Genomic DNA, 25,173 nt, shown 5'->3' with positions numbered 1-25,173 from the left:
GCTCGGGCAAAGGCGCGCTAGCGCCGGGCTGAAGAGTCGCGCATCGGACTCTTAAGCCTTGAAATTGCCACCGCCATGGGCTTCAACGCAAGGCATGTTTGAGGGGCGACTGCGTCTTTTCCTGGTCCGGCTCTGCGCCGCGCTGTTCCTGCTGCCGGTCTCCATGGCTGTCGCGCAGGAAAAGGACGGCGTCGGCGACCTGAAACTTCCCGGAATTTCGAGCTATGCGACGCCGAAGAGCGAGACCTCGCTGGCGCTTGGCGGCGGTGGCGCCATCACCCTGTCGGCCCAGTTGACCGACAAAGGCACCGACATCACCCGCGGCCTCGTCTGGCGTGTCTTCAAGCCTGAAGCCGTCAACGGCAAATTGCCGATGGTCGCTTCCGCGCATGGCGGCAGCGCCGTCTTCCAGCTCGAGCCCGGCAGCTATCTGGTCCACGCCTCCTATGGCCGTGCCGGCGCCACCAAGCGCATCACCGTCGGCAAGGATGCCAAGCGAGAAAGCCTGGTCCTCGATGCTGGTGGTTTAAAGCTCGACGCGGTTCTGTCCGGCGGCGTGCGCATTCCCCCGAAGAAACTGCGCTTCTCGATCTATGAGGGCACCGCCGAGGCCAATGGCGACCGCGCGCTGATCATTCCCGATGTCGAACCCAACAGCGTCGTGCGGCTCAATGCCGGCATCTACCATGTCGTCTCGACCTATGGCGCGGTCAACGCCGTCATCCGATCCGACATCCGTGTCGAGGCCGGCAAGCTGACCGAAGCCACCGTCGAACATCACGCCGCCGAGATCACCATGAAGTTGGTGCGCGAGGCTGGCGGCGAAGCGATTGCCGACACCTCGTGGTCGCTGCTCAACGAATCCGGCGATCCGATCAAGGAAACCGTCGGCGCCTTCGCCTCTATGGTGTTGGCCGAAGGCGACTACACCATCATCGCCAAGAACCGCGACCGCATCTACCAGAAGGATTTCACGGTCGTTGGCGGGCAGAATCAGGAGATCGAGGTCCTGGCGACCGAAGCGGCGGCGATGGATCCGGAAGAAGGAGCCGATTAGCCTTTATGCGGCGAGCTTGGTTCGGGCCGGCAGGAAGGGAATGCGCCGACGCGGCAGCTCTGGCGCCAGGTCGAACACGCCGCGATACAAGCGATCGAGCAACGCTTTGCGGTCGCGCAACGGTTCCAGTTCGCTCCAGCTGAGTACATTGCCGACACGCACGTCGATCGCCTTGCCGGACAGCCGCGCGAATTCACGGATGAGCAGCGAGGTACGCAAGGTCAGCGAGGCCTTGCCTACGAATTTGGCCACACGCCCGTCGCGCTCGGCCATGTTCATCGGGCCGCTGACCAGATGGAAAAGTCTACCGTTCTGGCCGGAAAAATGCATGGGAATGACCGACGCCTTGGCTTCCTGGACGAGGCGGGCTGGAAACATCTTCCATGGCAAGTCGCGCGCGCGGCCAAAACCGTTTGGCGCCGTGGCAACGCCACCAGCCGGAAACACCACGATGGTGACGCCCTCCTTCAGCAGCCGCACCGCCTCATGGCGCACCGCCATGTTGTTTTTCACCGCGTCCTTGGTCTCGGAAAAGTCGATTGGCAGCGAATAAGGTCCCATCTCGCGAATCCTGAGCAGATCCTTGTGGATCATCACTCGGAAAGGTCGCCCGAGTTGCTCTGCCAGTGACAGCACGGCGATGCCGTCGCCAATGCCGAAGGGATGGTTGGCGATGATTACCAGCGGCGTGTCGGGCAAGTGCGCGGGCGGCCATTGGTCGGGGGTTCGCACGCCCACATCGATGAGGTCCAGCATGCGGCTGAACACACGCTCACCGGTCGGCACAACCTGATGGCGCCAGAATTCATAGAGCGCGGCAAACCGGTCGCGGCCCGAAAGGCCTTCCACCGAATGAATGAACCAGCGCGCCAGAGCCGGCTGGTGCGGATTGGCGTAGGAAAGCTCGGGGAACGGTCGTTCGCGCGATTTCAGCTTGAGCATGAAGGGCTCGTTACAACGTTGCCGTGACAGGGATATGAAAAACGGCGGTGGATCGCTCCACCGCCATTCGATCGAATACGCTCCGAATCAAGCGGCGCGCTTGCGCCGGCGATCAGGTGTGATCGCTTCTTCGGTCAGCCGTTCGATCGCTTCGGCAAGGCCGAGCGATTCCTGGTCGCGCGAACCGAGCCGACGGACATTGACCGTCTGCTCCTCCGCCTCGCGCTTGCCGCAGACGAGGATGACCGGCACCTTGGCCAGGCTGTGCTCGCGGACCTTGTAGTTGATCTTCTCGTTGCGCAGGTCGGCTTCCGCCAACAGCCCGGCGGCTTTCAGCTTCGCCACGACCTCGTTCGCATAGCTGTCGGCGTCCGAAGTGATCGTCGCCACCACCACCTGCAGCGGCGCGAACCACAGCGGGAAATGGCCGGAATAGTTCTCGATCAGGATGCCGAGGAAACGCTCCATCGAGCCGCAGATGGCGCGGTGCACCATGACGGGCTGCTTCTTCTCCGAGTCCGAGCCGATGTAGAAGGCGCCAAAACGTTCCGGCAGGTTGAAGTCGACCTGCGTCGTGCCGCACTGCCATTCGCGGCCGATCGCATCCTTCAGCACATACTCGAACTTCGGCCCGTAGAAGGCGCCTTCGCCCGGATTGATCGAGGTTTTGATGCGGTTGCCGGAGCGCGTCCTGATCGTCTCCAGCACGCTGCCCATGATCGCCTCGGCATGATCCCAGGCCTCATCCGTGCCAACACGTTTTTCGGGCCGCGTCGACAGCTTGACGCTGATTTCGTCGAAACCGAAATCGGCATAGGTCGACAGGATCAGGTCGTTGATGCGCAAGCACTCGGATGCCAGCTGTTCCTCGGTGCAGAAGATATGTGCATCGTCCTGCGTGAAGCCGCGCACGCGCATCAGCCCGTGCAGCGCGCCCGACGGCTCGTAGCGATGCACATTGCCGAATTCAGCAAGTTTAACGGGCAGATCGCGATAAGACTTCAACCCATGCTTGAATATCTGCACGTGACCCGGGCAGTTCATAGGTTTCAGCGCGAAGACGCGGTCATCGTCGGTTTCGTCGCCGGCGACCGTCACCTTGAACATGGCGTCGCGGTACCAGCCCCAGTGGCCCGAAGTCTCCCACAGGCTCTTGTCGAGCACCTGTGGGGCATTGACCTCCTGATAGCCCTGCTCGTCGAGGCGGCGGCGCATGTAGTTGACCAGGTTCTGGAACATCTTCCAGCCCTTGGCGTGCCAGAAGACGACGCCCGGCCCCTCCTCCTGAAAATGGAACAGGTCCATTTCGCGACCAAGCTTGCGGTGGTCGCGCTTCTCGGCCTCCTCCAGCATCGTCTGGTAGGCTTCGAGCTGCGCCTGGTCGGCCCAGGCCGTGCCATAGATGCGCGTCAGCATCGGGTTGTTGGAATCGCCGCGCCAATAGGCGCCGGCCACCTTCATCAGCTTGAAGGCGTTGCCGATCTGGCCGGTCGAGGCCATGTGCGGACCACGGCAAAGGTCGAACCAGTCGCCCTGCGCATAGATCTTGAGATCCTGATCCTCGGGAATGGCGTCGATCAGTTCGAGCTTGTAGCGCTCGCCCTTGTCGGCGAAGACCTTCTTCGCCTTGTCGCGCGACCAGACCTCCTTGGTGAACGGCTTGTTGCGCGCGATGATCTCGCGCATCTTCTTCTCGATCACCGGGAAATCGTCCGGGGTGAACGGCTCGTTGCGGGCAAAATCGTAATAGAATCCGTTCTCGATCACCGGCCCGATGGTCACCTGCGTTCCCGGCCATATCTCCTGAACGGCTTCCGCCAGCACGTGTGCGGTGTCATGGCGGATGAGTTCCAGCGCACGTGGGTCTTCGCGGGTGATGATCTCGACCTTGCCGGATTTGCCCAGGGGATCACTGAGGTCGCGCACGGTGCCGTCGATGGCATAGGCCACGGCCTTCTTAGCCAGCGACTTCGAAATCGATTCGGCAAGGCCGGCGCCGGTCATCGCTGCGTCGTAGTCGCGCACGGAGCCATCGGGAAATGTCAGGGAAACGGAATTCAGCATATGTATCTCCTATCCAGTCCCGCAAACGAGCGCGGGTGGTAAAATGCAGATATCAGCGGTTCGGGAACTGCGACCTGCCAGGGTGCCGGAGGCGTCCGGCGGCGGCAGTCTTTTATGAGCAGATGCCGCCGCCGTAAAGCCCGGCTCACTTAATCAGCTGCGGCAGGTCTTTCAGGAACGCGGCCCGTGTCGCCAACCCCTTCGGCATGTCGGTCCGCTTCGTATCGACGACGAGCCGGGCGAACACGATCTGGCGGCCGTCTTTCCGCGCCCAGCCGACAAACCAGCCGAGCGAGCGCTTGTCCTTGCCGCCCTCGCCGAGCCTGGTGCTGCCGGTCTTGCCCTGAACGGCCCAATCGCCGGCCTTGAAGCTAGGTATGATGGCCCGCGTCATTTCATGCGCCTTGGCCGACACCGGCATTGTGCCGGCGAGCAGTTGCCGCAGGAAGGCAACCTGTTCGACCGGCGTGATCTCGAGCGAAGAGTTGACCCAGGAATGGGTGAGCCCGTCATCCTTGCCGGGATCGCCGGAAACGTCAGTGTTGCCATAGTTGAACTTAGATATATAGCCGGCGAATTTCTCAGCTCCGAGCTTGCGGGTGATCTCGCGTGAGAACCAGATGATGGAATCGCGTTCCCATATCGTCGGATCGACGGTTTTCCGATCCCGCTTCACCGCGTTGAATTCGGGTTTATAGTCCCAGCTTGGCGTGTGCTCGTCGCTCAGGATGCCGGCATCATAGCCAATCAGCGAAAGTGGCACCTTGAATGTCGATGCCGGGCTGAAGCGCTGGTCGCAGGTACCCTCCTGGTAAAGCATCTTGCCGCTCTGGGCATCGGCGATGAGGGTACAACGCACATCCCCGAGCGGCGCCGATTGAGCGCGCATTGGAAATCCCAACAGCCAGGCGAGCAGGAACAGGACTCCGGCAAAGATGAAGGGAAGACGGTCGATGTTGCGCATGGGATGCTCGCTCCAGGAGGGGGTTCGCGAGCTGGCTTAGCGAGGCCTCTTGTCTCGATTTTGTCTCAAATGCGCAGTTGTCGTGCAGGCTGGCGTTAACCCTACCGGATCGTAAACCCGGCGCGGTGCGACCAGCGCCCTCACCCCCGGGCTTCTCCGCGCTTACGGCCAATCCGCCAGTACCGCCAGGGCATGAACCAGACGTAACGGGACGCCAGCACTTCCGGCACGAGGTCGATGCCGTGCGTGCCGAATGGGCCGCAGCGCAGCACGCGGAACAACCCCATCCAGCCGCCGGCCCAAAGGCCATGGCGGGCGATCGCCTCATGCGCGTATTCCGAACAGGTCGGCAGATGACGGCAGGAATTGCCGACAAAACCGGACAGCGTCAGCTGGTAAAGTCGCACGAGCGACGTGCCGAGCAAACGGCCGGGCGTCTTGCGCCACGGACCAGGCCAGTTGCGGCCGCGCCTCGACGCCGTATGCGCATGCTCGTGTTGGTCGCCCACTGCGATCTCCGCGTTTCCAAGGTGATAGATGTGAGCTTGCGCCAAAGAACGCAATCCCGTTCGCCCTGCCGTCACGGGCGGTAACGGCGAAATGGCTGCCGGTCGGCCGGCGGTGCCCACCGGCCAGGGTGAACCCACTCTTCGTGATGCCTTGCATCGCGTCTTTCATCACGCCATTGAAACGTCGCGACCCGCATGACATCGCCGAGAATGTTCAGGAACTGCATCATGGTCGTGTCTCCATTGACGGGATTAGACCGCTGCTGGCCTTCGCCTTCAAACGAGTATAATTTCCGCTTCGGATAATCCTGGGTTATGCGAAAATGAAGCGTGGACGCCTGCCCCTGACTGCATTGAGGAGCTTCGAGGCGGCGGGGCGGCATTTGAGCTTCAGCAAGGCCGCCGAGGAGCTTTTCGTCTCGCAGGCGGCGATCAGCCGGCAGATCCGCGAGCTCGAAACCTTCCTGCGCCAACCACTTTTCGAACGGCACCATCGCCGCGTCGAACTGACGGATGCCGGCCGGCGGCTGCTTGCTCAACTGGTCAGAAGTTTCGATGCGATCGACCGCCTGCTCGGTGACCTGGCCGTCACGCCGGCCCAGTCCGTGGTTCGCGTCAGCGTCGAACCTTCGCTTGCAGCGGTGTGGCTGGTGCCGAGGCTCAACCGGTTCCGGCAGTTGCGGCCGGACATCGACGTCTCTCTCGAAGTCGACCCAAGGCTGATCGAGTTCCGTGGCGACCAGCCCGAACTTGCCTTGCGTTTCAGCTCGAGCGCGGCGTCATGGCCCCGTAGCGAGGCCGAGCGGCTGGCCTCGACAGTGGATTCGCCGGTTCTGTCGCCGACACTGCTTTCATCAGGCCCAGCCCTCGAGAAGCCGGCCGACCTTGTTCGTTTCACGCTTTTGCATGAGGAAAACCGCCAGGGTTGGGCGCGCTGGTTCGAGGCCGCCGGCGTGCCCGCAGATGCCGTGCCCGCGCGCGGCCCGATGCTTGCAGACGCATCGCTCTCGAAGCAGGCCGCGCTGCTTGGGCACGGCGTGGCGCTGGGCGATCTCCTGCAGATTGGCGAAGAGCTGGCAACCGGGACGCTGGTCAAGCCGTTCGACGTCGATGTCGCGTCCGGCGCCTATTGGCTGGTGGCCAGGCGTTTGAGCGATTTGTCTGAGCCAGCCGCAGCGTTCGCCGATTGGGTCAGAGGCGAGTTCGCCGAAAGCAGGCGCGATTCAGGCGGGCGCTAAGCCGCTTCGTCGGCGCGTTTCTTCTCGATCTGGCCGATGGCGTCGACCACGGCGTCGAAGGTCAGCATGGTCGACGCATGCCGCGCCTTGTAGTCGCGCACCGGCTCCAGATAGCTGAGGTCGGCGAAGCGGCCTTCCGGCGGCGCACCGTTCTCCTTCAGCATCTTCAGCATGGTCTCGCGTACCGCGCGCAATTCCTCGGCACTGGCGCCGACGACATGTTGCGCCATGATCGAGGACGATGCCTGTCCGAGTGCGCAGGCTTTCACGTCGTGGGCAAAGTCGGTGACCACGCCGTCCACCATCTTGAGGTCGACGGTAACGGTCGATCCGCACAGCTTCGAATGCGCCTTCGCGGTCGCGTCGGGATGATCGAGCCGGCCGATGCGGGCGATGTTTCCGGCAAAACCGAGAATTTTCGCGTTGTAGACGTCGTTGATCATTATTTTCCAATCTGTCGCCGCCAAGCGAACAGCGATTGCCGTTGTTGCGTCTTTCATTCGCTCGGCACGACCATATATAATGCTGGCAGTCCGGTATCGACAAGGCGGCGAACGCCACTGTCCTTGCCGGGAAGTTCACGCCGCTTACGGGGCTGGAAACGGGGCGAGTTTCCGACACCGAAAGGTCGTGGTCCGTTCAACTCGTTCCTCCTGAGAGAGGGACTACGGGAGACGCCTTTTATGGATGCCGTCATCAAGAAACTCATGCCCCAGTCCGCCTATATGGAAAAGCCGGTCACCGACCGCCCGAGCGAAGCCGAAGTCGAGGCCGCCGTGCGCACCTTGCTGCGCTGGACCGGCGACAATCCCGATCGCGAGGGTTTGATCGACACCCCCAAGCGCGTGGCCAAGGCGTACCGTGAAATGTTCGGCGGCTATGACATGTGCCCGGCGGACGAGCTCGGCCGTACCTTCGAGGAGGTCGCCGGCTACGACGACCTGGTCATCGTCAAGGACATCACGTTCCACTCGCATTGCGAGCACCACATGGTGCCGATCATCGGCAAGGCGCATGTCGGCTATTTGCCGGACGGCAAGGTCGTCGGCCTGTCCAAGATCGCGCGCGTCGTCGATATCTTCGCCCACCGCCTGCAGACGCAGGAAGCCCTGACCGCGCAGATTGCCGGTGTCATCCAGGACGTGCTCAACCCGCGCGGCGTCGCGGTCATGATCGAGGCCGAGCACATGTGCATGGCCATGCGCGGCATCCGCAAGCAGGGCTCAACCACGCTGACCTCCACCTTCACCGGCGTCTTCAAGGATACGCCCGAAGAGCAGGTTCGTTTTGTCACCATGGTACGCGGCGTAAGCCCCTTACCGACGTCATGGTCAACAGGAAAATAGACCGGCAATGTCGGCACTGGAATTTCCGAAAGCCCCATCAAATAAGAAAAATCTGGAGGAAGGCGCGGTGTTCTCGCCGCGCTTCGATGCCGCCGGTCTTGTCACCGTCGTTGTCACCGACGCCGCCGACGGCATGCTGCTGATGGTCGCGCATATGAATGCGCAGGCGCTGGCGCTGACGCTGGAGACAGGCATCGCCCACTACTGGTCGCGCTCGCGCAACACGCTCTGGAAGAAGGGCGAAACGTCGGGCAATTTCCAGCACGTCATCGAGATGCTCACGGATTGTGACCAGGACGCGATATGGTTGCGCGTCAAAGTATTGGGCCACGACGCAACTTGTCACACTGGCCGACGTTCATGCTTTTATCGGACGGTGGGGCTGATTGACGGCAAGGCGACGCTTGCCGACGACGGCAGTAAACCGCTGTTCGATGCGGAAAACATGTATCGGAAGCCACCAGCTTGAACCTTCTGCCTCACACCGACCACTCAGATTCATCATTTCGATACGGCCCATTCGTATATTAGCCTCGGGACAAGGGAGATCATGATGCTCGAATGGGCGTCATCGCGTAACAGACCAGACGTCAGGGAGGCCAACGGCCTGTCCTCGGCCGGCGGCGCATCCGAAGCAAAATCCCCGAAGAAAACCGGCATTTCGCTCGCGCTCGGCGGCGGTTGCGCCAGAGGCTGGGCTCATATCGGCGTGCTGCGCGCGCTCGATGAAGCCGGCATCGAAGTTTCCATGATCGCCGGCACCTCGATCGGTGCGCTCGTCGGCGGCTGTTATCTCGCCGGCAAACTGGATGAGCTGGAAGAGTTCGCCCGCAGCCTCACCAGACGGCGAATCTTCGGCCTGCTCGATCTCAACCTGCGCGGCAGCGGCCTCTTCGGCGGCATGAAACTGGATGCGCGTCTGCGCGAGCACGTGGCCGGTATCCGCTTCGACGATTTGCGCAAGCCATTCGTCTGCGTCGCGTCGGAAATCCGCACCGGCCACGAGATCTGGCTGTCGAGCGGCTCGCTGATCACGGCCATGCGCGCGTCCTACGCGCTGCCGGGCGTGTTCGAGCCGGTCGATTGCAACGGCCGCGTGCTGGTCGACGGAGCGCTGGTCAATCCGGTGCCCGTTTCGGTCTGCCGCGCCTACGAGCAGCCGCTCGTCGTGGCCGTCAACCTCCACTACGACCTGTTCGGCCGCGCCGCCGTGATCAAGCACAGTGCCGGCGAACTGATTATCGAAAAGGATGCGCCAAGGCCCGACCAAGTCGGCGCCCAGCACCAATCGCACCAGACGCGTCTGGGCATCACCGGCGTGATGGTCGAGGCCTTCAACATCATCCAGGATCGCATTTCACGGGCGAGACTTGCCGGCGATCCGCCCGACATGTCGCTGCAGCCCAAGCTCAGCCATATCGGCCTCACCGAATTCCACCGGGCCGACGAGGCGATCCAGCTCGGCTACCAGGCGACGATGGCGCAGATCGGCGAACTGACGCGGCTGCAGACGGTTCTCGCCTAGACTAGTGCCGACGCGGAGCGGTCGAGAACCACATCAAGTCTAGGAAAACGCATCTCGCCGCCGACCGCACATCCTGCACAAGAGCGACGGCCAACCAGTTCCGGTTGTTCCTGCATACCGGCGCCTATTGGCTGATGTGGGGCCTGCGCTGCGATGAGGCTTGCCAAAAAGCACCGCAACGGCGGCCAGATCACCGCTTCAGGCCGCCAAAAGCTCATCGCCGTGAATCAAGGCGGCTAAGTTTGTCCGTCACATCGATTGCGAGATTTCGATCACCTTCTTAGGATCGATGATGTGCCCATCGGAAGTGCCGGCAGCATTTCATCGGCGGCATTTCCATGAGTCTAGCTCGATGTACCGCTCCCTTCCGGCGGTCACTGAGTGGCTCTGGAGCGAGTGTTGCAGAAAAACAATATTCAGTTTCGGCGGCAAGTGTTACAGGCAAAAAGCCTAGTGGGAATTTTCATGAAATCGATTCTGTTTGCGCTATCTTCGGTGTTGCTCGCCACAGGCACGGCGATGGCTGCGGATTTGCAGGCAGTCGCCCAGTCGATACCGGTCGCGTCGTGGTTCGGTTATGTTGAGGGCGGGTACGTCTTTCGGGCCAACAGCCAAACGCAGGAGTTTGAGACCGGCAACTACGACGAAGCACGCACCGGCGACGGCGGTTATGGGGCGGCGAAGTTGGGATACCGCATCAACGATGCCTGGGACATGGCGGCGAGCTACAGCTATTTGGAGCAGTCCGCTGGTCGGATCAACGACGATCTCTATGGCTGGCAGTTCAGCGGTGGGCGGTACTGGAATGCGGACGTTGAGGCAGGATACCACCTGCAGCAGGACGACTGGTCCCTGCGCCCGTTTGCGGGACTGCGTTATCAGCACTATGGCGCGGACTTTACAGACAACGAACCTCCAGTCTTTACCGCAACCGAGACTTCATGGGGCATCGGCCCGCGTCTCGGCATGGATGTGTCCAAACCTCTAGGCGCTCAATTAAGCTTCTTTGGATCGGCCGACGCTTCCGTTCTGTTTGGAAAGATCAAGGCAAAGAGAGACTATGGTAGTGGCTTGGAAGAGTTTTCCGAAAGTCGCACCTTTGCAACCGTCGGTCTCAAGACCGGACTGGCATGGGAGTTCGCTCCTGGGGTAAAGCTTGGGGCAGGTTATCAGCTCGAATATCTGTACGGCGTCGGCTACAAGAACTTCTATGACGCCAACACAGTACCGGCGGGTAAAGCCAGCCAACTCACCCACGGGCCGTTTGCGCGTATTTCGTTCAACTACTGATCGGACGCCGGGGGCGTCGGGGCGCTTTCACTACGAGTACGATTTCGGCGATCTTTGGGAGCACGAAGGCCAACCGAAGCGGAGTTGCCGATAGCCAGGATTGTCTATTCCATGCTGACGTCGTTGGACGGCTATATCGCCCGATCGGACGAGGACATCGGCTTGCCGGTGCCCGAGACGGAGCTGCACCAGCATTTCAACGACATGATGAGACAGGCCTCCGCCGTGCTCGCGGGACGGCGCATGTACGAAACGATGCGCTTCTGGGACAGCCCTGAGCGCGCGACCGGCGCCGACGAGGTCGGGCGGGATTTTGCCCATGCATGGCGCGAAACGCCGAAGATCGTCTTCTCGACCAGGCTTCGGCAAGTCGGGCTCAATGCCCGCCTGGTGAGTGGCGATGCCGAGAACACGGTACGATCCCTCAAGGAGCAGACCGGTGGCCTCGTCATTCTCGGCGGCGCCGATCTTGCAGCCTCTCTGGCACGGGCCGGTCTTGTCGACGAATACCGGCTCTATATGCATCCTGTGGTGCTGGGTGGCGGCAAGCCATATTTCCAACCCGGCCTGTCGCTGGCGCTGAAACCGCTCGGCACGGAAAGTCTTACCCAGGGCGTGACGTTGCTGCGTTATGCGCCGGCCGGCTGAATTGCCCGGTTTCCGCCGCGGCTACGCGCGTGCGGCGTCGATGATGCGAAACTGCACCGTGCGGTTGCCGTTCCAGTGATTGCCCGACAGCGAGCCGGCGACATGCATCGTCTTGCCGCGGTTCTTGAACAGGAATTCGCCAAGCACGGTGTCGACGGCGCGAAAGGCGATCGCCTGGATGCGGCCGCCGCTCTCCGACTGCAAGTCGGCGCGAATATGGTTGGTGCCGACCGGCCTGATATCGACCAGCCGATGGCGTGGCAGCACGAATACCGGCGCGACATGCCCGGCGCCGAAAGGCCCCGCCTTCTCCAGCGCGTCGAGCAGGCCGAGCGTCGCGCCTTCCGCGGCAAGAGCGCCGTCGATCGCCAGGCTCTCCTCATCCTGCAACCGGAAAACGTCGGCGGCCGCCCGCTCCTCGAAGAAGGCCCTGAGCTCGCCCAACCTTGCGCGCTCCACGGTGATGCCGGCGGCCATGCCATGGCCGCCGCCCTTGATGATGAGCCCGGCATTGGCGGCTTCGCGCACCAGCCGGCCAAGATCGAAACCCGACACCGAACGGCCCGAACCGGTACCGGTGCCGTTGGCGTTGAAGGCGATGGCGAAAGCCGGCCGTCGTGCGTGATCCTTCAGTCGTGAAGCAAGCAGGCCGACAATGCCGGGATGCCAGTTGTTGCTGGCGGTGACGACGATCGCCGGGCCGCTGCCGCCCGCGAGCTCGGCATCGGCCTCGGCGCGCGCGGCGGCGAGCATCTCCTGTTCCATCAGTTGCCGTTCTTGGTTCAGCCGGTCGAGCGTCTCGGCGATGGTCAGCGCCTCGACCGGATCGTCCGTTGCAAGCAACCGGCTGCCGAGCGCCGCATCGCCGATGCGCCCGCCCGCATTGATGCGCGGGCCGATCAGATAGGCGAGATGGAAGGTGCCGATCGGTTCGCCGATGCGCGACACCCGCGCAAGGGCAGCCATCCCTTCATTCTTCTGTTGGCGCGCGACTTGCAGCCCTTTGACGACGAAGGCGCGGTTGACGCCCGTGAGCGGCACCACGTCGCAGACGGTGGCAAGCGCCACGAGATCGAGCAAGGAGAGCAGATCCGGCGGCGTGGCGCCGGTCATCGCGCGCAGCACTTTCGCGGTCTGCACCAGAGCGAGAAAGACCACGCCGGCGGCACAGAGATGGCCCTGCCCGGAAAGGTCGTCGTCGCGGTTTGGATTGACGACGGCATGCGCCGCCGGCAGCGCGCCGCCAACCTGGTGGTGGTCCAGCACCACGACATCGGCGCCCGCCTCGTTGGCTGCCTCGACGGAGGCGGCGCTGTTGGTGCCGCAATCGACGGTGACGATCAACGTTGCGCCGCGCGAGACCAGTTCGCGCATGGCATCGGGATTGGGACCGTAGCCCTCGAAAATACGATCCGGGATATAGATTTCGGACGGCACCGAGAAATGCGCGAGAAACCGCTTCAGCAAGGCCGACGAGGCCGCGCCATCGACGTCGTAATCGCCGAAGATCGCTATTTTCTCCCGGGCAACGACGGCGGCGGCAATGCGGATGGCGGCCTTGTCCATGTCGGTCAACGAGGCCGGATTCGGCAACAGGTCACGGATCGTCGGATCGAGAAACCGCTCGGTCTCATCGGCAGCAACGCCGCGTCCGGCAAGAACGCGCGCGACGATGTCGGGCACGCCATGGCCCTGCGCAATGGCGAGCGCGATCATGTCCTGCCGTTCGGTCAGGCGGTGCTCCCAGGAGAGACCGGTGGCCGACTGCCTGACATCGAGGAAGACGCGCCTTTCGCCCATCATACGCTTTGCCAAGTCATGGTTGGCCGCAGGATAATGCATGTCGCCCAAAAGTGCGCAGCGGTTTTGGGATAACGGCATGCACAAACAACACCCTGAAGCGCCGTGTTAACGCGACGCGCTTCAGGGCCAAAGGCCGGCAAAGCCAAGCGGTTAGCGGCAGTAGGCATCGCAGAAGACTTCAAACTACGCTTTCCGCTTTTCAGCCTGGCGCCGGACCCACTCGTCGGCTGCATCTCCCATAGTCTTCTCCCGACGGTCCTCGAGCCAGGCCATGAAGGGTCGGTCGAACCTGAACATGTCGCCGCATTCGCGGGTGAGAAAGCGGCGCACGTTCTGGGTGTTGCGATAGGATTTCGTGACAGGAGTGGCACGCGAAATCGGATCCGCGTGCCAGTCGAACACCTTCATCGTTAGTCCTTGCGCGGCCAGGTTCAGATGCAGCCAATGGCTAACAACTGACGCACGGCTTCGCAAGCAGGTCTAGAACTTATCCAGATCCTGGTGCCGGGCCTTGATCTCCCGCACGGTGCGCGACGAGGAGCGCAAGACGATCGTGTGCGTGGTGATGTATGTGCGGCCGAACTTGACGCCCGCCAGCATATTGCCGTCGGTAACGCCGGTGGCCGCGAACAGCACATCGCCGCGCGCCATGTCCTCGGCTCGATAAACCCGCTTCGGATCGGCAATGCCCATCTTTGCCGCGCGTGCCACCTTCTCAGGCGTATCGAGGATCAGCCGGCCTAGCATCTGGCCGCCGGTGCAGCGCAGGGCGGCCGCGGCCAGAACGCCTTCCGGTGCGCCTCCGGTGCCGAGATAGATGTCGATGCCGGTTTCTTCCGGGTCGGTGGTGTGGATGACGCCGGCGACGTCGCCGTCACCGATCAGCCGGATCGCGGCGCCGGTGGCACGCACGGCGTCGATCAGCTTGGCGTGGCGCGGCCGGTCGAGGATGCAGGCGGTGATATCGGACACAGTGACGCCCTTCGCCCGGGCGAGGCTGGCGATGTTGTCGGCCGGCGTGGCATCGATGTCGATGACGCCTTCGGCGTAACCCGGACCGACCGCGATCTTGTCCATGTAGACGTCGGGCGCGAACAGCAGGCTGCCCTTTTCGGCGATCGCGATCACCGCGAGTGCGTTCGGCAGGTTCTTGGCGCAGATCGTCGTGCCTTCGAGCGGATCAAGCGCGATATCGACCGCCGGGCCTTGGCCGGTCCCGACCTCCTCGCCGATATAGAGCATCGGCGCCTCGTCCCGCTCGCCCTCGCCTATCACCACCGTGCCCTTGATGGCGAGGCGATTAAGCTCCTCGCGCATGGCGTCGACGGCGACCTGGTCGGCAGCTTTTTCGTCGCCGCGGCCACGCAGCCGGGCGGCCGCGACGGCGGCCCGTTCGGTGACGCGCACCAGTTCCATGGTGAGTATCCGGTCAAGGCCGGCGACGATGTTCTGGGCCACATTCATTTCGGCAAATCCTCGTTTGATGCCGCCTCCCGCCGGAGGCGCGCCTGTTTTGTCAAACGAGCATGACAACGGCAAGACCGGCCGGCAGTTTTATCGAAAGGATAGCAATATCAATCGATTGAACCGCATTCTTGAAACAATGCCGGCCCGGCTTGAAACGAGCCAGGCCGGCTCGAAACAGGAAATTGCCGTCCTTCGCGGCCTAGAATACCGCGAGGTATTTGAGCAGCGAAATAATGCCGATGATGATGACTATGATCTGCACGATCTGCCTCATCCTGGCGTCGAGCGGCAGGCGCTGGACGAGATACAGAACCAGGATAATGACCAGGAATGTAATGAGAATGCCGATCAGCATGGACGACGCCATGATACCCTCCCCGAGACGAACATGTTGAAACGTAGCGAGATGATGCGGCCGGCCAATCTGGCCGCCTTGCAGCTAATGGTACCAGCGGCGCGGCGTGTCGTTCATCGACTGGCCGACGGCAATCCCGGCCAGGAAGCCGAGCAGGCCAATCACGCCAATCACTGCGGTCGTCGTGCCGGGATTTTCGCGCGCGGCTTCTGAAACGGACTGAGCCTGGCTGCGCAACTGCTGCGCTGTCCGCGAGGCGCGGGAAGCGGCTGTATCGTAGAAATCCGACGCTTGTTCGCTGGCGTCATCGAGCATTTCCGCGCTGCGCGCCGAAATGCTCTTGTTGATCTTGGTGATCTCCTTGCGCAGGTCGGCGATCTGCTTTTCCAGCGTCTTCTGGATATCCTCGATGTCAGGAGGGCCGGATTTGTTGGTATCAGCCATGAAGCGGCTCCCTTGGTTGCTGACCAAGAGAACGGTGCCGACGCCAATTCGTTCCGGGCGCAGCGGAATCCTCACAGAACGGAGATGCGTCGCCGGTGGTTATGCTCCGCGACGACGAGGCTGCTGCTACCCTGCCCGCTCGATGCGGATGACCTGCGGCTTGTCGGTCAGATGGCCGTCCTTGGTGATGCCGTCGACGGCCTTGCGCACGGCGGCCTCGGTGGTCTCGTGGGTGACGAGGATCACCGTCTTCTGCGCCGCCGCCTCGCCGCTGACCGCGTGCTGGACGATCGATTCCAGGGAAATATCGTTGTCGGCCATGCGCTTGGCGATCGCCGCGAACACGCCGATACGGTCATGCACGGTCAGCCGGATGAAGTAGCCGCCGGCATGGCTGCGCATCTGCGCCTTCTTGTAAGGTTTCAGCTCCTTCGCCGGCCGGCCGAAGACGGGACCATGCTGGAAGCCGGGCCGGCTCTTGGCGATGTCGGCGATGTCGCCGATGACCGCCGAGGCGGTGGCATTGCCGCCGGCGCCGGGACCGGAGAGCAGCAATTCGCCCAGAATATCGGTCTCGATCGCCACCGCATTGGTGACACCATGCACCTGCGCGATGACGGAAGCCGTCGGCACCATGGTCGGATGCACGCGCTGCTCGATGCCGCTCTCCGTGCGCTGGGCGACGCCGAGCAGCTTGATCCGGTAGCCGAGATCGCCTGCCGCACGGATGTCGGCCTGGGTAATGTTGGAAATGCCTTCCATATAGATGTCGTTCGCCGCGATCTTGGTGCCGAAGGCAAGGCTGGTCAGGATCGACAGCTTGTGCGCGGTGTCGTGGCCCTCGATGTCGAAGGTCGGATCGGCTTCGGCATAACCCAGCCGCTGCGCGTCCTTCAGTACGACGTCGAAGGAGACGCCCTCGGCCTCCATGCGGGTCAGGATATAGTTGCAGGTGCCGTTGAGAATGCCGAACACACGGTTGACCGAGTTGCCGGCCATCGCTTCGCGCATCGTCTTGATGACGGGAATGCCACCCGCCACCGCGGCCTCGTAGTTGAGCAGCACGCCCTTCTTCTCGGCGATTTCGGCAAGCGCCACGCCATGCTTGGCAAGCAGCGCCTTGTTGGCGGTGACGACATGGCGGCCAGCTTCGAGAGCCGCCTTCACTGAGGCGCGCGCCGACCCCTCATCGCCGCCGATCAGCTCGACGAAAACGTCGATCTCGCCGGTCTGGGCCATCTCCATCGGATCGTCGAACCATTTTGCGGCGCTCAGATCGATGCCACGGTCGCGTTTCCGGTCGCGTGCCGAAACCGCCGACACGATGATGTCGCGCCCGCATTGGCGGGTCAGCTCCGCCGCCTTGTCGCGCAACACGCGCGCCACCGATGCACCGACCGTGCCAAGTCCGGCAATTCCAACACGCAGTGCTTCAGCCATGGAAAGCGGCGCCCCTCAAATCAGATCGAATTTGTATTTACCGGTGGGCGGAAAGCGGCACCACATTGTTGGGCTGCTTGGCGCTGGTAGACAGGAAGCGCTTGATGTTGCGCGCCGCCTGGCGGATCCGGTGCTCGTTTTCGACCAGCGCCACGCGCACGAAATCATCGCCATGCTCGCCGAAACCGACACCGGGCGCCACCGCAACGTCGGCATGCTCGATGAGCAGCTTGGAGAATTCGAGGGAACCCAGATGCCGGAACGGCTCCGGGATCGGCGCCCAGGCGAACATCGACGCCGCTGGCGCCGGAATTGTCCATCCAGCGCGGCCAAACGCATCGACCATCACGTCGCGGCGCTTGTGATAGATGTCACGCACCTCGGCGATATCGGCGCCGTCGCCATTGAGCGCGTGCGCGGCCGCCACCTGGATCGGCGTGAAGGCACCGTAATCGAGATAGGATTTGACCCGGGTCAGCGCCGAGATCAGCCGTTCATTGCCGACCGCGAAGCCCATGCGCCAGCCGGGCATGGAGAAGGTCTTCGACATCGAGGTGAACTCGACGCAGACGTCGATGGCGCCCGGAACCTGCAGCACGGAAGGCGGCGGATTGCCGTCGAAGTAGATTTCCGAATAGGCAAGGTCGGACAGGATGATGATGTCGTTCTTCTTGGCGAAGGCCACCACATCCTTGTAGAAATCGAGCGAGGCGACCAACGCCGTCGGATTCGACGGATAGTTGAGGATCAGCGCCAGCGGCTTCGGGATCGAGTGGCGGACGCCGCGCTCGAGCGCGGGAATGAAACCGTCATCGGGCTCGACCTGCAGCGAGCGGATAACGCCGCCCGACATGATGAAGCCGAAGGCATGGATCGGATAGGTCGGGTTGGGACACAGGATCACGTCGCCGGGCGCGGTGATCGCCTGCGCCATGTTGGCGAAGCCTTCCTTCGAACCAAGCGTGGCCACCACCTGGGTGTCGGGGTTGAGCTTCACGCCGAAGCGGCGGGCATAGTAGTTGGCCTGGGCGCGGCGCAGGCCAGGAATGCCGCGCGACGAGGAATAGCGGTGCGTACGCGGATCGCGCACGACCTCGCACAATTTGTCGACGATGGCCTTGGGCGTCGGCAGGTCCGGATTGCCCATGCCGAGGTCGACGATGTCGGCACCTCGCGAACGGGCGCTGGCCTTGAGCCTGTTGACCTGCTCGAACACGTAAGGCGGAAGCCGGCGGACCTTGTGAAATTCTTCCATGGCAGTTCCAGACAGCAAGGGAGCGTTGGGCGCGCGCTATATACTCATTTGCAGGTAGGGTCGAGGGCCGGGTCGCATTTGCCTTCGATCTGCTTCAGCGTCTGCGGACCATGTTTCTTGGCGAGATCGGTCAACGCCGCCTGGTTGCTGACGGCCGCGCCGCCCTTGGCGCCTTGCCCGTTCTCGTCGGCCTTCAGTTGGGCGAGCTTGGCGTTCTTCTCGGCCTCGGTGAATTGTTTCGCCGCCACTTGCGGCGGGATGTTGAGGTTCGGGAAGGTGCCGGTATCCTTCGGACCCGCGTCGGTGGCCATCGGCACCGGACCACCGGTATTCGTGCTCGAGCATCCGGCAACGCCCAGGAGCATGACGGCCGCGCCGATGCGGCAAAAGTGGCCGGCACCGAAAAAAACAGTCTCGCCAAACTTAATCGTCATATTGTTTCCTTGGCAGCCGGGGTAAGCGAGATTGGACCCTGTCGGATGTCCCATGTTAATATGTCAAGAAAACGCTTCCGGAGGAACCCCGCGAACCATGTCCAAAACACCCGATTCGGGCAAAGCGGAAGATGGCGGACCTTCGACGGTCGAGCAATATCTGGTGAAGGACCCGGAACGCTTCGCGCTGAACATGGCGCGGATGATCGAGCAGGCCGGTAAGGCGGCGTCCGCCTGGGCCGAACCGCGCGAAAAAGGTGAGGTGCGCGACCATGTCGCCGAGCCGGTCGTCGACATGGTCAAGACCTTCTCCAAGCTCAGCGAATACTGGCTTGCCGATCCGCAGCGAGCGCTCGAAGCGCAGACGCGGCTGTTCGCCGGCTATATGACGGTTTGGGCGAATGCCATCCAGCGCGTCAGCCCCAACGCCGAGGGTGCCGACGATGCCGTCAAGCCGGAGCGCGGCGACAAGCGCTTCCAGGATCCGGAATGGGGCCGCAACGCGTTCTTCGATTTCCTCAAGCAGGCCTATCTCGTCACCTCGCGCTGGGCGTCCGAGCTGGTCGACCACGCCGAAGGCCTCGACGAGCATACTCGCCACAAGGCGAGCTTCTACGTCAAGCAGGTATCCAACGCTATCTCGCCATCCAATTTCATCCTGACCAATCCGGAACTGTTTCGCGAAACCGTCGCCTCCAACGGCGAAAACCTGGTGCGCGGCATGAAGATGCTGGCCGAGGACATCGCCGCCGGCAAGGGCGACCTGAAATTGCGCCAGGCCGACTATTCGCCCTTCGAGATCGGCAGGAACATCGCCACCACGCCCGGGAAGGTGGTCGGCCGCAGCGATGTCGCCGAGATCATCCAGTATGATCCGGCGACCGAGACGGTACTGAAACGCCCGCTGCTGATTTGCCCGCCCTGGATCAACAAGTTCTACATCCTCGACCTCAACCCGCAGAAATCCTTCATCCGCTGGGCGATCGAGCAGGGCCACACCGTTTTCGTCATTTCCTGGATCAATCCGGACGAGCGCCACGGCGCCAAGAGCTGGGAAGCCTATATTAGGGAAGGCCTGCAATACGGTCTCGACACGATCGAGAAGGCGACCGGGGAACGCGATGTCAACGCCATAGGTTACTGCGTCGGCGGCACGCTGCTGGCGGCGGCATTGGCGCTGATGGCTGGGGAAGGCGACGACCGCATCAAGTCTGCGACCTTTTTCACCACGCAGGTCGACTTCACCCATGCCGGTGATTTGAAAGTGTTCGTCGACGAGGAACAGGTCGCGGCGGTGGAAAAGTCGATGAACGAAAAGGGCTATCTCGACGGCACCAAGATGGCCACCGCCTTCAACATGCTGCGCTCGGGCGACCTGATCTGGCCCTATGTCGTCAACAATTACATGCGCGGCAAGGATCCCCTGCCCTTCGACCTGCTCTACTGGAACGCCGATTCGACCCGCATGGCGGCGGCCAACCATTCCTTCTACCTGCGCAACTGCTATCTCGAGAACAACCTCTCGCGCGGGACGATGGAACTTGCGGGCCACACGATCTCGCTCGGCGATGTCACCATCCCAATCTACAACCTCGCCTCCAGGGAAGATCACATCGCCCCGGCGCTGTCCGTGTTCCTCGGTTCAAAGTACTTCGGCGGCAAGGTCGAATACGTGATGGCGGGATCGGGCCATATCGCCGGCGTCGTCAATCCGCCCGCATCCAACAAATACCAGTACTGGACCGGCGGCCCGCCGAAAGGCGACTTCGACCAGTGGATAGCCTCTGCCACGGACCATCCGGGGTCCTGGTGGCCGCACTGGCAAAGTTGGATAGAGGCCAAGGACAACACCCGCGTGCCTGCCCGCAAACCCGGCAAGCATATGAAAACCTTGGGCGATGCTCCCGGTACCTATGTCAAGGTGCGCGTGTAACGGACTGTAATGTCTGGTGAGTTGACGCCCCTCTAAAAGCGGGCGAAATGGTGTCGTCAACCATCAAGCAGCCGCAATTCGGCAATTGCTGCAAAAATACTTACAGGCTTGCTGATTTGACACAGGTCTCGTTTCCGGATCGGAGACAAGGGCACCCTGACGCGGACATACCAGTCAGCGCCACGGATATACCCGACCGGGCATCGAGGGGGAATTTGACTTTGAAATCAGCAGGATGGAGCCTCGCAAAGGGAGAACGCCGCGCCATTGTGGCAGCGCTCTGCTCGATGCTTCTGGCCTCCTGCACATCGGCTGGCGACCCGACAATGTCGGTCGGAATGCCCGGCTACAATGCTTCCGCATCGGACATCCACGCCGCCTCCACGGGCAAGCCTCTTGCCGCCGATTCGTCATCGCAGGTGGCGACGGAGCAGACGACCGTGATGAGCGAAAGCGACACGGCGCTCCCCGAAACAGTTGCCTACGTGCCGATGGCCAAGCCCGGGGCCACTTTCCCGCTCACCATACCGGCCGGCGCGGAAACGATTGCGGGACAGACGCCGCAGTCCTTGCAGCAGCCGGTACAGACGACGCAACAGACCGACGCGGTCGCCCAGAAGATCGCCGCCGCCGATGCCGCCGCGACAGCGCCGAAGCCGGTCGCGGCACCAGTGATGAACAATCCAGTCTATGTGACCGCTGGTGAGGCGCCGCTAGCCGAGGCGCCGAGGAAAAAAGGCTTCCTGGCCTCGATGTTTGGCGCCACCCCAGCGTCGGCAACACCCGCTCCGCTGGTCAACACCCGATCGGGCGAACAGGCTGCCGCGCAGGCCAAGCCCGCTCCGGCAGCGGCAAAGCCGATCATCACTTTGGCCTCGGCCGATTCCACGGCAAAACCGATACAGTTGGCTTCGACCGGCGGTGACGAGGCCGGTCACATCACGGGTAGCGACGCCCTGCCCGGCGTGCGCCAGACAGCCCTGTTCGAGATCAAGCGCAAATCCGGCCTCGACGACGAAAGCGACGTCGACCTCAATGAGGATGAAGGCTCGGGCGGCAGCTATCAGGTTGCGTCCGCCGCCGGCATGGCCCGCCTGGCGCCCAACGGTCTCTTGAAGCAGAATGAGAGTGTGGACGTCGCCTGCCTGAAGCCGTCCCTGGTGCGCGTGCTGAAGACGATCGAAGGCCATTACGGTCGCAAGATGGTCGTCACTTCGGGCTATCGCGACCCGGCCCGCAATCGCCGCGCCAACGGCGCCAAGAATTCGCTGCACATGTATTGCGCGGCCGCCGACATCCAGGTGCCCGGCGTCTCCAAATGGGAGCTGGCAAATTACATCAGGACCATGCCCGGCCGCGGCGGCGTCGGCACCTATTGCCACACCGAATCGGTCCATGTCGACGTCGGCCCCGAGCGCGACTGGAACTGGCGCTGCCGCCGGCGCAGCGGCGGTGACGACGGCTAACAGCGAAATTTGACGGACCGGAACCTGTTGGCAGACCAGAGTCCTTCCCATGTCGTCACCCCTGGGCGAAGCTCCGTCGCCAAGACCCGAGGATCCATGCTATGCCCTTGGTCGAAGGGCGCAACGAGAGCAGAATTCCGCACGCAGCAACGTGTTGAAGTCGCGGCATGGATCCTCGGGTCTGCGCTGCGTCGCTATGCTCCTTGCTCCGCCCGTGGATGACGAAGCGACTAATGTCGCCGCCGATCGCCAAGTCCTGCCGATGCCTCGCGAAATCGCTGATTTGACAGGCTGGAAAAAAGTTGTCCAAGGCGGCACCTAACGGGTTGCCGGCTGCGCGCAACGCCAGTATAAGCCGCTTCGTCTGAGCGCGCCCATCGTCTAGCGGTTAGGACACCGCCCTTTCACGGCGGTAACAGGGGTTCGATTCCCCTTGGGCGTACCAGATCTTTCAAGCACTTAGCTGATTTTCTGTCGATGCGTCGAATAAGCATCGAATATACGCCCGCGAACGATAGCGGACGGAATCAGCGTCGACGCATCTTGGCCATCTGCAAAAGCAGCCACGCCCAGCAAAGTCGGACCAGTGCCCTGATAAGCCTCATTTCCCCCTCGGCGCCGGTTGCCATCGGCAGTGAAGCGGTCAGCAGACTCGCCAGGTTGGCGACTCTGGCTGTGGCCGCCACCAATGGCCCCATGCTTCGTTTCCGGGGCGCACTTGCAACCTCGTAGGTGCGTCCCCACTAGGTTCCCGTTCCCGATTACGCTCAATCCTGCGGCACCAGCCAAGGAATAGGAAAGGCCGGAAGCCGGCGGCCCTCAGCCCTTCCTCTCCATCCTCTCCCGATCGAATCGGCCATAATCCGGGATACAGGTAAAAAACACCGGGCGCTGGTCCCTGCCCGCCTGCTTGCACTTCTCGCACCGGAACACCTTCACCAGGTCATCGTGCATGGCGCCGTGGTCGAGCCCCAGGCGGGCGCCTAGCGCCTCCAGGTCGAGCTGGGTGGAATGATTGCACATGGGATGCCCGCAGGTGACGTAGAACGTCTCACGGCTGCGAATGGCGTCGGCGATGGTCTTGGACATCCTGTCTCGTTTCGGGACCAGAATGCTGGCATCTGTCTTGCACCGAAGAGATTTGCCGGTTCCTCCACCGGCCTCCTGATGGGGATCAGGACGTAACTTCGCCGGGCTTGAGGCTTGGGGGCTTCGCCCGGCGATTTTTCTTCAACACGAGCATCAGATGCGCTCGAATTAGAAATCGCCCGCGCCGGGAATATGTCCCTATTGGCTGAGATTTGGCAAGCGAGGCTGGCTGGGTGAATGGAAGGCGGCAACCGACGCTCTGCGGCAGGGGGGCGCGGGGAAGTCGTCGGTTGCCTGAGACAAAGGGGCCATATCTGGTGGGAAAATGCGTAGGCCCTGACATGAGAACCAGCGTCCTGGCTTCACGTTCCCCCGTCTCACCGCAAGCGTGAAAAAAAGACCCGGAAGCCGAAGCCGCCGGGCCTTGATACGCTGAGATTTTGCCAGTCAGCCACCCATGATCGCCTTGGCATCCGCCATGATAGCCGGGGCGATCTCGTCATCTTCGAAGTTCCAGCGTTCGAAGACTCGCAGCTTCGACATGAGACCGACCGTGGTCTTCGGTCGCGTATCGCGGATTTGAGCAGCAAGGGCGGTGGCCACCGCGGCGCACCTTGCCTCGGCATCCTCGGCCTCGCGTAGCCGGGCCAGGGTTGACGTCCCCGCATCATATTCCAGCTCGACTGCCGCAGTCACGTCTGTCGCCCGGTCCCACCAGTGCAGCGCGCCGATGAACTGCGCCTCGAGCCGCAGAAGATCCGCATCCCGGGTCTCGTCCGTTTCCGGCACTGTGGCGGCCGCGGCTGGAACGATCGCGGCCAAGCTTGCCGCGGGGATGGCTTTCAGGATGTCTCGTCGGCTTGTCATGGTCATGCCACCTTCTTCGGCGCATCGACACGATTGCAGATAAAGCCCTCCAGTTTGTCCTCCGTCATCACCATGCGGCTGCCTTTCCGCCCGTTGTCTGGAGTGGCGTTGACGGTGAACACGCGTTTTCCGTCCTGTAGACCATCCTGGAGCCTGACTTTGTAGCGCCCACAATACTTGGCCTCATAGATCCCGTCGCCTTCGTATCGCCCGGTGCGCCACATGGCTACGATGGCCACCGGGCAGCCGGAGGTGCCGTTCCCTCCAAGGTCGCTGATGTCATCCCAGTAGGCGATCCGGGGATTGATCTCCTCGGCGGCCCTGTGCAGTTCCGCCAGATGGAAGTCGTAGCGCTCGCGCGCCGTCATGGACTTCTCGGGTTTTGCCTCGCCAGATGTGGCGATTGCTGCCGTGGCGGCTCCGGTGGCCGAGATGGAGGCTATTGCGCCAAGGGCGGCGCGGCGTGTCAGGAGCGCGCTCATGAGGTATGCCCCACATTCAATCCCGCTATCATCAAACGCGAGCGGGCGCCGTGCAGGACGTCATGCAGTGCATCGATGCGTTCTGCTGCTTGGGCGATCCGTTCATACATTTCGACAGCCATCGTCTTGTCTTCGTCGGCGCCTTTTTCGTTGTCCAATCCGCCGAGCATTTCGATCAGCTCTGCCTTGGTCTTGTACATGATGGTCCAGGCAATCCGAATGGAGATAAGCGTCGGATTGACCTCGTCGTACCATTGCTGGTTCGTGGGAGGGACGAATTCCCCTTCCTGATGCTCCCATGGTGCCCAATCGAGCGCCATGAATTCATCGTCGGTCATTTCTGGCTCAATGATGGCCGCTGTAGCGCCTCCTATGGCTGGTATGGACGCAAGGCCGGCGAGCATGGCGCGGCGTGAAAATCGTCCGGTGATGATGCCCTCGGCTACGGACGGATTTATGGTATCAGGTCGGTTGGTCATGATCGAAGGTTCCTTCTTCGGTTTGGCAAGTGCCGGTCGGAAGCGCCAACTTCCGACCGGCGCGCATATATAAAAT

27 protein-coding genes, 1 tRNA gene and 1 pseudogene are annotated in these 25,173 nt (G+C 62.4%); 11 read left to right on the top strand and 18 right to left on the bottom strand.

Annotated elements, in window-relative coordinates; translation table 11 throughout:
* Positions 1-94: 94 nt before the first annotated feature.
* Positions 95-1,057: a hypothetical protein gene (locus tag FJ970_RS18205; protein ID WP_140760568.1), complete on the top strand. Its 963-nt coding sequence runs from the start codon at positions 95-97 to the stop codon at positions 1,055-1,057.
* 3 nt (positions 1,058-1,060) lie between these two features.
* Here the strand turns inward: FJ970_RS18205 and FJ970_RS18200 are convergent, their stop codons facing one another.
* The 5 genes from FJ970_RS18200 to FJ970_RS18180 form a co-directional block, all read right to left on the bottom strand.
* Complete coding sequence (locus FJ970_RS18200) at positions 1,061-1,999, bottom strand: lysophospholipid acyltransferase family protein (RefSeq protein WP_140760565.1); 939 nt, start codon at positions 1,997-1,999, stop codon at positions 1,061-1,063.
* Positions 2,000-2,086: 87 nt separating this feature from the next.
* The gene (gene thrS / locus FJ970_RS18195; RefSeq protein WP_140760563.1) at positions 2,087-4,063 is read right to left on the bottom strand and encodes a threonine--tRNA ligase; all 1,977 of its coding nucleotides are present in this window, start codon (positions 4,061-4,063) and stop codon (positions 2,087-2,089) included.
* Between the two features lie 145 nt (positions 4,064-4,208).
* Entirely contained in the window at positions 4,209-5,027 is an 819-nt protein-coding gene (blaOXA, locus tag FJ970_RS18190; protein ID WP_140760561.1) for a class D beta-lactamase, read from the bottom strand.
* 140 nt (positions 5,028-5,167) lie between these two features.
* Positions 5,168-5,536: a membrane protein insertion efficiency factor YidD gene (gene yidD, locus FJ970_RS18185; protein ID WP_140760559.1), complete on the bottom strand. Its 369-nt coding sequence runs from the start codon at positions 5,534-5,536 to the stop codon at positions 5,168-5,170.
* A gap of 71 nt (positions 5,537-5,607) precedes the next feature.
* Positions 5,608-5,766, bottom strand: coding sequence for a hypothetical protein (locus tag FJ970_RS18180; RefSeq protein WP_181178689.1), 159 nt, complete (start codon positions 5,764-5,766; stop codon positions 5,608-5,610).
* Between the two features lie 93 nt (positions 5,767-5,859).
* Here FJ970_RS18180 and FJ970_RS18175 point away from each other — a divergent pair, with 93 nt between their 5' ends.
* On the top strand, positions 5,860-6,774 hold the full coding sequence (locus FJ970_RS18175; protein ID WP_140760557.1) for a LysR substrate-binding domain-containing protein: 915 nt from the start codon (positions 5,860-5,862) through the stop codon (positions 6,772-6,774).
* On the opposite strand, the gene FJ970_RS18170 is transcribed toward FJ970_RS18175, so the two are convergent.
* Positions 6,771-7,217, bottom strand: coding sequence for an iron-sulfur cluster assembly scaffold protein (locus tag FJ970_RS18170; RefSeq protein WP_140760555.1), 447 nt, complete (start codon positions 7,215-7,217; stop codon positions 6,771-6,773). The genes FJ970_RS18175 and FJ970_RS18170 overlap by 4 nt on opposite strands.
* A gap of 240 nt (positions 7,218-7,457) precedes the next feature.
* Between FJ970_RS18170 and folE the strand changes: the two genes are divergently transcribed.
* The 6 genes and pseudogenes from folE to FJ970_RS18140 all read left to right on the top strand — a co-directional run bounded on the left by folE (position 7,458) and on the right by FJ970_RS18140 (position 11,583).
* Positions 7,458-8,120 (top strand): GTP cyclohydrolase I FolE, encoded by a 663-nt coding sequence (gene folE, locus FJ970_RS18165; RefSeq protein WP_140760553.1) that lies wholly within the window; start codon positions 7,458-7,460, stop codon positions 8,118-8,120.
* A 7-nt stretch (positions 8,121-8,127) separates the two neighbouring features.
* A complete protein-coding gene (gene hisI / locus FJ970_RS18160; protein ID WP_140760550.1) occupies positions 8,128-8,589 on the top strand; it encodes a phosphoribosyl-AMP cyclohydrolase in 462 nt (153 codons plus the stop codon).
* Between the two features lie 84 nt (positions 8,590-8,673).
* The gene (locus FJ970_RS18155) at positions 8,674-9,645 is read left to right on the top strand and encodes a patatin family protein (protein WP_140760643.1); all 972 of its coding nucleotides are present in this window, start codon (positions 8,674-8,676) and stop codon (positions 9,643-9,645) included.
* A 5-nt stretch (positions 9,646-9,650) separates the two neighbouring features.
* Positions 9,651-9,794: pseudogene (locus tag FJ970_RS18150) on the top strand (transposase); the annotation flags it as partial.
* A 250-nt stretch (positions 9,795-10,044) separates the two neighbouring features.
* Positions 10,045-10,935, top strand: a complete 891-nt coding sequence (locus tag FJ970_RS18145) for an Lpg1974 family pore-forming outer membrane protein (protein WP_140760548.1) — start codon at positions 10,045-10,047, stop codon at positions 10,933-10,935.
* Positions 10,936-11,025: 90 nt separating this feature from the next.
* Positions 11,026-11,583, top strand: a complete 558-nt coding sequence (locus FJ970_RS18140) for a dihydrofolate reductase family protein (RefSeq protein WP_140760640.1) — start codon at positions 11,026-11,028, stop codon at positions 11,581-11,583.
* Positions 11,584-11,604: 21 nt separating this feature from the next.
* Here the strand turns inward: FJ970_RS18140 and recJ are convergent, their stop codons facing one another.
* The 8 genes from recJ to FJ970_RS18100 all read right to left on the bottom strand — a co-directional run bounded on the left by recJ (position 11,605) and on the right by FJ970_RS18100 (position 18,781).
* On the bottom strand, positions 11,605-13,386 hold the full coding sequence (gene recJ, locus FJ970_RS18135) for a single-stranded-DNA-specific exonuclease RecJ (RefSeq protein ID WP_140760546.1): 1,782 nt from the start codon (positions 13,384-13,386) through the stop codon (positions 11,605-11,607).
* Positions 13,387-13,569: 183 nt separating this feature from the next.
* Entirely contained in the window at positions 13,570-13,794 is a 225-nt protein-coding gene (locus FJ970_RS18130) for a DUF6434 domain-containing protein (RefSeq protein ID WP_140760543.1), read from the bottom strand.
* 72 nt (positions 13,795-13,866) lie between these two features.
* Positions 13,867-14,850 carry a class II fructose-bisphosphatase gene (gene glpX, locus FJ970_RS18125; protein WP_140760541.1) on the bottom strand — a complete coding sequence of 328 codons (984 nt, stop codon included), beginning with the start codon at positions 14,848-14,850 and terminating at the stop codon, positions 13,867-13,869.
* A 202-nt stretch (positions 14,851-15,052) separates the two neighbouring features.
* A complete protein-coding gene (locus FJ970_RS18120) occupies positions 15,053-15,220 on the bottom strand; it encodes a Thivi_2564 family membrane protein (RefSeq protein WP_081293949.1) in 168 nt (55 codons plus the stop codon).
* A 72-nt stretch (positions 15,221-15,292) separates the two neighbouring features.
* A complete protein-coding gene (locus FJ970_RS18115) occupies positions 15,293-15,652 on the bottom strand; it encodes a hypothetical protein (protein WP_140760539.1) in 360 nt (119 codons plus the stop codon).
* A 126-nt stretch (positions 15,653-15,778) separates the two neighbouring features.
* The gene (locus FJ970_RS18110; RefSeq protein ID WP_140760537.1) at positions 15,779-17,092 is read right to left on the bottom strand and encodes a homoserine dehydrogenase; all 1,314 of its coding nucleotides are present in this window, start codon (positions 17,090-17,092) and stop codon (positions 15,779-15,781) included.
* 37 nt (positions 17,093-17,129) lie between these two features.
* Positions 17,130-18,347 carry an LL-diaminopimelate aminotransferase gene (locus tag FJ970_RS18105; RefSeq protein WP_140760535.1) on the bottom strand — a complete coding sequence of 406 codons (1,218 nt, stop codon included), beginning with the start codon at positions 18,345-18,347 and terminating at the stop codon, positions 17,130-17,132.
* A gap of 44 nt (positions 18,348-18,391) precedes the next feature.
* The gene (locus FJ970_RS18100; protein ID WP_140760532.1) at positions 18,392-18,781 is read right to left on the bottom strand and encodes a hypothetical protein; all 390 of its coding nucleotides are present in this window, start codon (positions 18,779-18,781) and stop codon (positions 18,392-18,394) included.
* A 97-nt stretch (positions 18,782-18,878) separates the two neighbouring features.
* Between FJ970_RS18100 and phaC the strand changes: the two genes are divergently transcribed.
* The 3 genes from phaC to FJ970_RS18085 all read left to right on the top strand — a co-directional run bounded on the left by phaC (position 18,879) and on the right by FJ970_RS18085 (position 22,625).
* Positions 18,879-20,714: a class I poly(R)-hydroxyalkanoic acid synthase gene (phaC, locus tag FJ970_RS18095; protein ID WP_140760529.1), complete on the top strand. Its 1,836-nt coding sequence runs from the start codon at positions 18,879-18,881 to the stop codon at positions 20,712-20,714.
* A 215-nt stretch (positions 20,715-20,929) separates the two neighbouring features.
* A complete protein-coding gene (locus tag FJ970_RS18090) occupies positions 20,930-22,180 on the top strand; it encodes a YcbK family protein (RefSeq protein ID WP_140760526.1) in 1,251 nt (416 codons plus the stop codon).
* A 370-nt stretch (positions 22,181-22,550) separates the two neighbouring features.
* A tRNA-Glu gene (locus tag FJ970_RS18085) sits at positions 22,551-22,625 on the top strand.
* Positions 22,626-22,999: 374 nt separating this feature from the next.
* Here the strand turns inward: FJ970_RS18085 and FJ970_RS18080 are convergent.
* From FJ970_RS18080 to FJ970_RS18065, 4 genes are all read right to left on the bottom strand, one after another.
* Entirely contained in the window at positions 23,000-23,269 is a 270-nt protein-coding gene (locus FJ970_RS18080) for a hypothetical protein (RefSeq protein ID WP_140760523.1), read from the bottom strand.
* Positions 23,270-23,716: 447 nt separating this feature from the next.
* On the bottom strand, positions 23,717-24,142 hold the full coding sequence (locus FJ970_RS18075) for a hypothetical protein (protein ID WP_140760520.1): 426 nt from the start codon (positions 24,140-24,142) through the stop codon (positions 23,717-23,719).
* On the bottom strand, positions 24,139-24,618 hold the full coding sequence (locus FJ970_RS18070; RefSeq protein ID WP_140760517.1) for a hypothetical protein: 480 nt from the start codon (positions 24,616-24,618) through the stop codon (positions 24,139-24,141). Before FJ970_RS18070 ends, FJ970_RS18075 begins: the two co-directional genes overlap by 4 nt.
* Entirely contained in the window at positions 24,615-25,097 is a 483-nt protein-coding gene (locus FJ970_RS18065) for a hypothetical protein (RefSeq protein WP_140760515.1), read from the bottom strand. Before FJ970_RS18065 ends, FJ970_RS18070 begins: the two co-directional genes overlap by 4 nt.
* Positions 25,098-25,173 lie beyond the last annotated feature (76 nt).

Source organism: Mesorhizobium sp. B2-1-8 (assembly GCF_006442545.2).
Classification (GTDB): Bacteria; Pseudomonadota; Alphaproteobacteria; order Rhizobiales; family Rhizobiaceae; genus Mesorhizobium.
Note: the sequence above shows the minus strand (reverse complement) of the source record. Positions and strands in the feature narration are given on the sequence as shown.